The following is a 7,257-nucleotide window of genomic DNA, read 5'->3' as shown; positions in this document are numbered from 1 at the left end:
ACCCCGGCCACCCTCTGCCCACGTCCGCGGGCCCGGTGGGCGGCCCGGGACCCGGGGAGGAGACGGCTCCGGCCGGGCGGCCGGCACGGCCCCGCCCGCGGAACCGGTCGGGCCGGCGGGACCCGGTCGACGACCGGCGGACCCGCCGGGGCGCGGGGACCGGCATACTCCCGACTCCGGCCGAACCGACCTCCCCCGGGTACTGCGCACAACCCACCACCGGGCAGCCCGCGGCATCCCCGCACCCGGCGCGCCCGTCGGGAGCCTCCGCAGCCGGGACACCCGCGCAGCCAGGAGCGGCTCTACGGGTCTCCGCACTTCCCCGTCACTTCCCCGTCCCTCTCCATTCCTCCGATGAATCCCGTGCACCACTCTTCTCCCGGCAACCCCACACGGCTACCATCGCGGCACACATGGGAGCGCTCCCACCTCCGATCAGCCCCGCACCCGCCCTGACCGCCCTCCTGGGCGGTTCCGCTCGGAGAGGACCTTCCCGTGCCCTTGAGCACCAGACCCCTGGCCGTCCTGCTCGCGGCGCTCAGCCTGACGCTCGGGCTGGCGGCGGCCGGGGCGCCGGCCGCCGCCCGTTCCGACGACGTGCCCCGCAGCACCCAGGCATCCGATGTGTCCATCGCCGCCGACACCTACGACTGGAAGAACGTGAGGATCGACGGCGGCGGCTTCGTCCCCGGCATCGTCTTCAACCAGTCGGAGAAGAACCTCGCCTACGCCCGCACCGACATCGGCGGCGCCTACCGCTGGGACCAGTCGGGCAAGCAGTGGACCCCGCTGCTCGACTGGGTGGACTGGGACCACTGGGGCTGGACCGGAGTGGTGAGCCTCGCCTCCGACCCGGTCGAGCCCGACAACGTGTACGCCGCCGTCGGCACATACACCAACAGCTGGGACCCCGCCAACGGCGCGGTACTGCGCTCCTCCGACCGCGGCACCACCTGGCAGGCGACCACACTGCCCTTCAAGCTCGGCGGCAACATGCCCGGTCGCGGCATGGGCGAGCGCCTCGCGGTCGACCCCAACAAGAACTCCGTCCTCTATCTCGGCGCACCCAGCGGCAACGGCCTGTGGCGGTCCACCGACTCCGGGGTCACCTGGTCGGAGGTGACGGCCTTCCCCAACCCGGGCAACTACGCCCAGGACCCCACCGACACCAGCGGTTACGCCAGTGACAACCAGGGCGTCGTGTGGGTGACCTTCGACGGGCGGACCGGCAGCGCGGGCAGCGCCACACAGACCGTCTACGTCGGGGTGGCGGACAAGGACAGCACCGTCTACCGCTCGACGGACGGCGGCTCCACGTGGTCCCGGCTCGCCGGCCAGCCGACCGGATACCTCGCGCACAAGGGCGTGCTCGACACCGCCACCGGCCACCTCTATCTGACGCTGAGCGACAAGGGCGGGCCGTACGACGGCGACAAGGGCCGGATCGCCCGCTACGACACGGCCAACGGCGAGTGGACCGACGTCAGCCCGGTCGCGGAGGCGGACACCTACTACGGCTTCAGCGGGCTGAGTGTGGACCGGCAGCGGCCCGGCACCCTGATGGCGACGGCCTACAGCTCCTGGTGGCCCGACACCCAGATCTTCCGTTCCACGGACAGCGGGGCGACCTGGACGAAGGCCTGGGACTACACCGGCTATCCCAGCCGTTCCTTCCGCTACACCCAGGACATCTCCTCCGTGCCCTGGCTGTCCTGGGGTGCGAACCCCTCCCCGCCCGAGGTGACGCCGAAGCTCGGCTGGATGACCGAGGCCCTCGAGATCGACCCGTTCGACTCGGACCGGATGATGTACGGCACGGGAGCGACGGTCTACGGCACCGAGAACCTCACCGCCTGGGACTCCGGCGGCCAGATGAAGATCACTCCCATGGTGAAGGGCCTGGAGGAAACGGCCGTCAACGATCTGGCGAGCCCTCCGTCCGGGGCCCCGCTGCTGTCGGCCCTCGGTGACGTCGGCGGCTTCCGGCACACCGGCCTCGACTCCGTACCGAAGCTGATGTACACCTCGCCCAACCTGGCGACGACCACGAGCCTGGACTTCGCCGAGAAGAACCCGGACACGGTGGTCCGTGTGGGCAACGCCGACGCGGCCCCGCACATCGGCTTCTCCACGGACAACGGCGCCAACTGGTTCCAGGGCTCGGAGCCCTCAGGGGTGTCAGGCGGCGGCACGGTCGCCGCCGCGGCCGACGGCAGCGGCTTCGTGTGGAGCCCCGAGGGCGCGGGCGTCCACCACACCACCGGTTTCGGCAACTCCTGGACGGCGTCCACCGGCATCCCGGCCGGGGCGGCCGTCGAGTCCGACCGCGTGAACCCGGAGAAGTTCTACGGCTACAAGTCCGGCACGTTCTACGTCTCCACGGACGGCGGGACGAGCTTCACCGCCAGGGCGTCGAGCGGTCTGCCCGCCGAGGGCAACGTCCGCTTCAGGGCCGTGCCGGGCACCGAGGGAGACGTGTGGCTCGCGGGCGGCACCGCCACCGGCACCTACGGGCTGTGGCACTCCACGGACTCGGGGACGACCTTCACCCGGGTCTCCGGGGTGGAGCAGGCCGACGCCGTGGGCTTCGGCAAGGCGGCTCCCGGAGCCTCGTACCAGACGGTCTTCGTCAGCGCGAAGATCGGCGGGGTGCGCGGCATCTTCCGGTCCACGGACGCGGGCGCGAGCTGGACCCGGATCAACGACGACGCCCACCAGTGGGCCTGGACCGGGGCGTCGATCACCGGCGACCCGCGGGTCTACGGGCGGGTGTACGTCTCCACCAACGGGCGCGGGATCCTGTACGGCGAGGCCGCGGACGGGGACGGCGGGGACGGGGGCACCGACCCCGGCCCGGACCCCGAGGAGCCCCCGGCGGACGCCGCCTGCTCGGTGACCTACAAGGTCACCAACCAGTGGTCGGGCGGCTTCCAGGGGGAGGTGACCCTCACCAACACCTCGCGCTCCGGCTACGACGGCTGGGAGCTGACATGGCCGTTCCCCGACGGACAGCGGATCACCCAGATGTGGAACGCCACACACAGGCAGACCGGTGCCGAGGTGGTGGCCGGCAACGCCTCCTGGAACGGCACGGTGATGCCCGGAGCCTCGGTGACGTTCGGATTCACGGGGAGTTGGGCGGGCGCCAACGGCAGCCCCGGCGAATTCGCGATGGGCGGCGAGAGCTGCGCGGTGAGCTGAACGTCACATCTTTTCCGGGCTCGGTTCGCCTCCGGCGCGCCAAAGCCTGCGCCGACGGTCGAAGGTGCTCGGCCACTCGTTCCTCGCGGCCTGCGCGCGTTCTCCCTCTCGACGCAGGCGCGCTCCTTCGGCTCACTCGCCGGGCGTTTGATCGATGATCGGGCAGGAGGCGGCCCCGGCCGTCTCCTCGCCCCTGCCCGGGAGTACCGTCGTGGGGTCGGGGCAGGGCAGCCGGAACCGTACGGCGTCCGCCCTGCCGGTGCGGAACACAGCGAAAGGCACGAGGTGACGGACATCGAACGCGTCGGAGTGGTGGGCTGCGGCCAGATGGGCGCGGGCATCGCGGAGGTGTGCGCCCGCAGCGGGCTGGATGTGAAAGTCGCCGAGACCACCGGCGAAGCCCTGGAACTCGGCCGCACACGGCTGACGTCCTCGCTCTCCAAGGCCGCCGACCGCGGCAAGATCACGGCCGAGGAGCGGGACGCGACCCTGGCCAGGCTGAGCTTCACCACCGACCTCGGAGAGTTCGCCGACCGTGACCTCGTCGTCGAGGCCGTCGTGGAGAACGAGCAGGTGAAGACCGAGATCTTCCAGGTCCTCGACCAGGTGGTGACCCGCCCCGACGCGATCCTCGCGTCCAACACCTCCTCCATCCCGCTGGTGAAGCTGGCCGTCGCCACCTCCCGCCCCGACCAGGTCATCGGCATCCACTTCTTCAACCCGGCCCCGGTGCAGAAGCTGGTGGAGCTGATCCCGGCCCTGACGACGAGCGACGAGACGGTCAAGCGGGCCGAGGCCGTCGTCACGGACGTCCTGGGCAAGCACGCGATCCGTGCCCAGGACCGCTCGGGCTTCGTGGTGAACGCGCTGCTCATCCCGTATCTGCTGTCGGCGATCCGGATGTTCGAGTCGGGCATCGCAAGCCGTGAGGACATCGACAACGGCATGGAGATGGGCTGCGCCCATCCGATGGGCCCGCTGAAGCTCTCGGACCTGATCGGTCTGGACACCGTGGCCTCGGTCGCGGACAGCATGTACGCCGAGTTCAAGGAGCCGCTGTACGCCGCTCCCCCGCTGCTGCAGCGGATGGTGGACGCGGGCCGGCTCGGCCGCAAGGCCGGCTCCGGCTTCTACTCGTACGGCTGACCGACGCGGAGACTGACGCGGCGTCACGGCTCAGGGCGCGGGCCCGGTCCCCCCGGTGGGGACCGGGCCCGCGCCGGCGCACACGGTGTGTGCGCCGTGTGCGCGCATATGCCCCTCGCACACGCTCCCGCCCCGCTCCCGGGACGAGTTGACTCGGTACGGACAACTCACGGGACGTGGAGCTCTTCCCGTCCCGTTCCGGAAGGAGGAGCAGACTGTGGCCACCGACCCCGCACATCCCGTGGTCGTGGACAAGCACGCGGAGTTACGCCGCTGCCTCGACGTCGGGCTTGCCCGGATCGAGGGACGGCTGGCGCTGATCGACCAGCGCGACACCCAGAGCGACAAGGATCTGTCGGGACTGGCCGCCCGGGTGGCGGCGCTGGAGCACCGCCGCTGGCCGCTGCCGGCGCTCGCCGCACTGAGCACGGTGGGAGCGCTGATCGCGGCCGTCTGGCAGGCGTTCGGGAACTGACCCGGGCGCCGAGGAGGCACACGGGCGGGTGATACGCGTCGCGGCGGGTCAGCCCAGCCGCAGATGGTGGAGGAGCAGCAGCGCGGCCGCCATGTTGGCGGCCGGCACTTCGCCGCGGGCCACCATGCCGGGAACGAGCCCCAGCGGGACCCATTCCCGTCGGTCCGACTCGAAGTCGTCCCGCGGATGTCCCACGTACGAGCCTTCCTCGGCCCAGTACACGTGGTGCCGGGCGTCGGTGAGTCCGTTGGACGGCTCGACGGTCATGAGATGCCGCAGCGGACCGGGCCGCCAGCCGGTCTCCTCCTCCATCTCCCGTGCGGCCGCCTCCTCGATCTTCTCCCCCTCCTCCACGACGCCGGCCGCGAGTTCCCACCCCCAGCTGTCGGTGATGAAGCGGTGCCGCCACAGCAGCAGCACCTCGTTCGCCCGGTTGACCATCGTCGCCACGGCGACCGGACGCAGCCGTATGACGAAGTGGTCGAGATGCGTCCCGTCCGGTAACTCCACATCGGCGAGCCTCACCCGGAACCAGCGGTTCGCGTAAACGGTGTGCTCCTCGAGATTCCGCCACTGCATGTTTCTGCCACCTTCCGCCGAAGAGATGGCTTCATGGCAGCAGGAGTCCGCACGGATGAGGAACGCGGCCGGCGCCGCATCCACAGCTCCCACCGGGGCGGCGCCTCTCACGGCGGGGCGGTCTCACGGCGGAGTCGTCCCGGCCGGGCGGTCTCACAGAGGCAGGCGCAGCGCTCTGTCGATCAGTTCGGCCGCCTCCGCCGTCCCGGAGCACCCGCTCCCGGCCAGGCGCTCGCGCACCTCGCGGAGCCGGTCCCTGAGCCGCTGGGACTCCATCCCCCTGGCCAGCTCGGCCATTTGGACGGCGGTGGCCGCCGCGCGGTCGGCCTCTCCCCGACGGAGTTGCACCTGACTGAGCATCGCCAGCCGGTGCACACGGCCCCTGTCGTGGGCGGGCGTGCCGACGGCCGCGGCGGCGTGCCGATGGGCGGCCCCCAGGTCGCCCAGGCCGAGGAGGGCCTCCGCCACCTGGACGTTGACCAGTCCCGGCTGGACATAACCCGTCTCGTCGGGTTCCTGGCCGGGGCTGATGCGCTCGGCGGCGGACTCGGCGCGCCGTATGCACGCCAGGGCGCTGCCGCTGTCGCCGAGGTGTGCGTACGCCTTGGCCTGCATGGCGTAGAGGTCGGCGGCGAGCGCCGGGGTGATCTGGCGGCCCGCGGCGCGCAGCGCGGCCTCCGCGAAGGCGACCGCCTGCCGGTCCTCCCGCATGAACAGCGACTGGTTGACGAGCAGGGCTATGACGTAGGCGCCGAGCCCGCGGTCGCCGCTGGCCTTGGCCAGGCGCAGCGCCTGGTGGAAGTAGCGCTGGGCGAGGCCGTGGGCGTCGGAGTCGTACGCGCAGATGCCGGCGATCGCCACCAGCCCGCCCGTGGCCCGGTGCAACTGGCGCCCCAGCGCGTCGGTGTAGCCGCCGCGCAGCAGCGGCGCGGCCTCGGCGTTGAGGAAACCGACGATGCGGTGGCGCGTGGCCACGCCGCCCGCCTTGCGGTACATCTGCTCGTAGTGGGCGCGGGCGGCGCGCAGCATCTGGATGTCCGCCATGCCGACGCGGGTACGGCCGTCGCGGGAGACGTCGCCGTCCTCGGGCGGGTTCTCCCACTCCCACACGGGCATCACGGCGGGGGTGCCGGTGACGGCGGGCGCGCCGAGGATGTGCGGGCGCTGCTGCTCGTCGGAACGCCACAGGGCGGTGGCGCGGTCGACGAAGCCGGACAGCGGGGAGCCGTGCGGGGAGGCGGTCTGGCCCGGGATGCCGAGCCCGATGTCGTCGAGGGTGACCGGACGGTGCAGCCGCGCGGACAGCACCTCGCAGATGAGATCGGGGACCTGGCCGCGGGGGCGCTGGCCCTTGAGCCAGCGGGCGACCGCGGTGTGCTCGTAGCGCAGGGCGAGTCCGCGTCCGCGGCCGGCCTGGTTGACGTGCGCGGCAAGCCCGGCATGCGAGATGCCGGCTTCGTCGAGTACGGCGTCGAGCAGGGCGTTGGGCTGCATGGGATGCCTCCGGTGGCTCCGTGGCGACAGCGTAGTGGAGCGGCCTTCGCACGGGGTGTGAACGGAGTGCCCGGATCCGGGGCTTGTGCGCTCTGCCCCGGACGGTTCCTGCCCGATTGACTGAAATGCCTCGTCAAGAGGTGGCCGGGCCGCCGGCTCCCCCTCCTGCAGTGCGGCGGCCCGAAGCCCCGCGCCGCCCGCCCCGCTGTCTGCCCGACACTCCGAGGCGGGGCGGGCGGCGCGCCACGGTGGCCGTGGCGGAACAGCGCGAGGGGCCGCCCCCGGCCGGGGGCGGCCCCTCGCGGTGGACGGCCGCGGGTCAGATCACGCCGCCGAGGAGGAGGACCAGGAAGGTTTCGAGG

6 protein-coding genes are annotated in these 7,257 nt (G+C 72.2%); 3 read left to right on the top strand and 3 right to left on the bottom strand.

Going from position 1 to position 7,257, the window contains the following annotated elements; translation table 11 throughout:
• The first annotated feature begins 495 nt into the window (after positions 1-495).
• Positions 496-3,201: a cellulose binding domain-containing protein gene (locus tag GUY61_RS31680; RefSeq protein ID WP_313896964.1), complete on the top strand. Its 2,706-nt coding sequence runs from the start codon at positions 496-498 to the stop codon at positions 3,199-3,201.
• 132 nt (positions 3,202-3,333) lie between these two features.
• Here GUY61_RS31680 and GUY61_RS31675 read toward each other — a convergent pair whose 3' ends face one another.
• On the bottom strand, positions 3,334-3,483 hold the full coding sequence (locus GUY61_RS31675) for a hypothetical protein (RefSeq protein ID WP_166633692.1): 150 nt from the start codon (positions 3,481-3,483) through the stop codon (positions 3,334-3,336).
• Between the two features lie 3 nt (positions 3,484-3,486).
• Between GUY61_RS31675 and GUY61_RS31670 the strand changes: the two genes are divergently transcribed.
• Entirely contained in the window at positions 3,487-4,347 is an 861-nt protein-coding gene (locus GUY61_RS31670; protein ID WP_166633690.1) for a 3-hydroxybutyryl-CoA dehydrogenase, read from the top strand.
• A 217-nt stretch (positions 4,348-4,564) separates the two neighbouring features.
• Complete coding sequence (locus GUY61_RS31665; protein WP_166633688.1) at positions 4,565-4,822, top strand: hypothetical protein; 258 nt, start codon at positions 4,565-4,567, stop codon at positions 4,820-4,822.
• A gap of 48 nt (positions 4,823-4,870) precedes the next feature.
• Here GUY61_RS31665 and GUY61_RS31660 read toward each other — a convergent pair whose 3' ends face one another.
• Both GUY61_RS31660 and GUY61_RS31655 read right to left on the bottom strand, forming a co-directional pair.
• A complete protein-coding gene (locus GUY61_RS31660) occupies positions 4,871-5,401 on the bottom strand; it encodes an NUDIX domain-containing protein (RefSeq protein ID WP_166633687.1) in 531 nt (176 codons plus the stop codon).
• 153 nt (positions 5,402-5,554) lie between these two features.
• The gene (locus GUY61_RS31655) at positions 5,555-6,895 is read right to left on the bottom strand and encodes a transcriptional regulator (RefSeq protein ID WP_166633685.1); all 1,341 of its coding nucleotides are present in this window, start codon (positions 6,893-6,895) and stop codon (positions 5,555-5,557) included.
• Between the last annotated feature and the right edge of the window lie 362 nt (positions 6,896-7,257).

This window comes from Streptomyces sp. GC420, assembly GCF_009916105.1.
Taxonomy (GTDB): Bacteria; Actinomycetota; Actinomycetes; order Streptomycetales; family Streptomycetaceae; genus Streptomyces.
The sequence above is the reverse complement of the archived record's forward strand: the minus strand, read 5'-3'. Positions and strand labels throughout refer to the sequence as shown.

Excerpts from the sequence above, each read along its gene's own strand:
- GUY61_RS31660 (WP_166633687.1), bottom strand. The coding sequence starts at position 5,401 with ATGCAGTGGCGGAATCTCGAGGAGCACACCGTTTACGCGAACCGCTGG.
- GUY61_RS31655 (WP_166633685.1), bottom strand. The coding sequence starts at position 6,895 with ATGCAGCCCAACGCCCTGCTCGACGCCGTACTCGACGAAGCCGGCATC.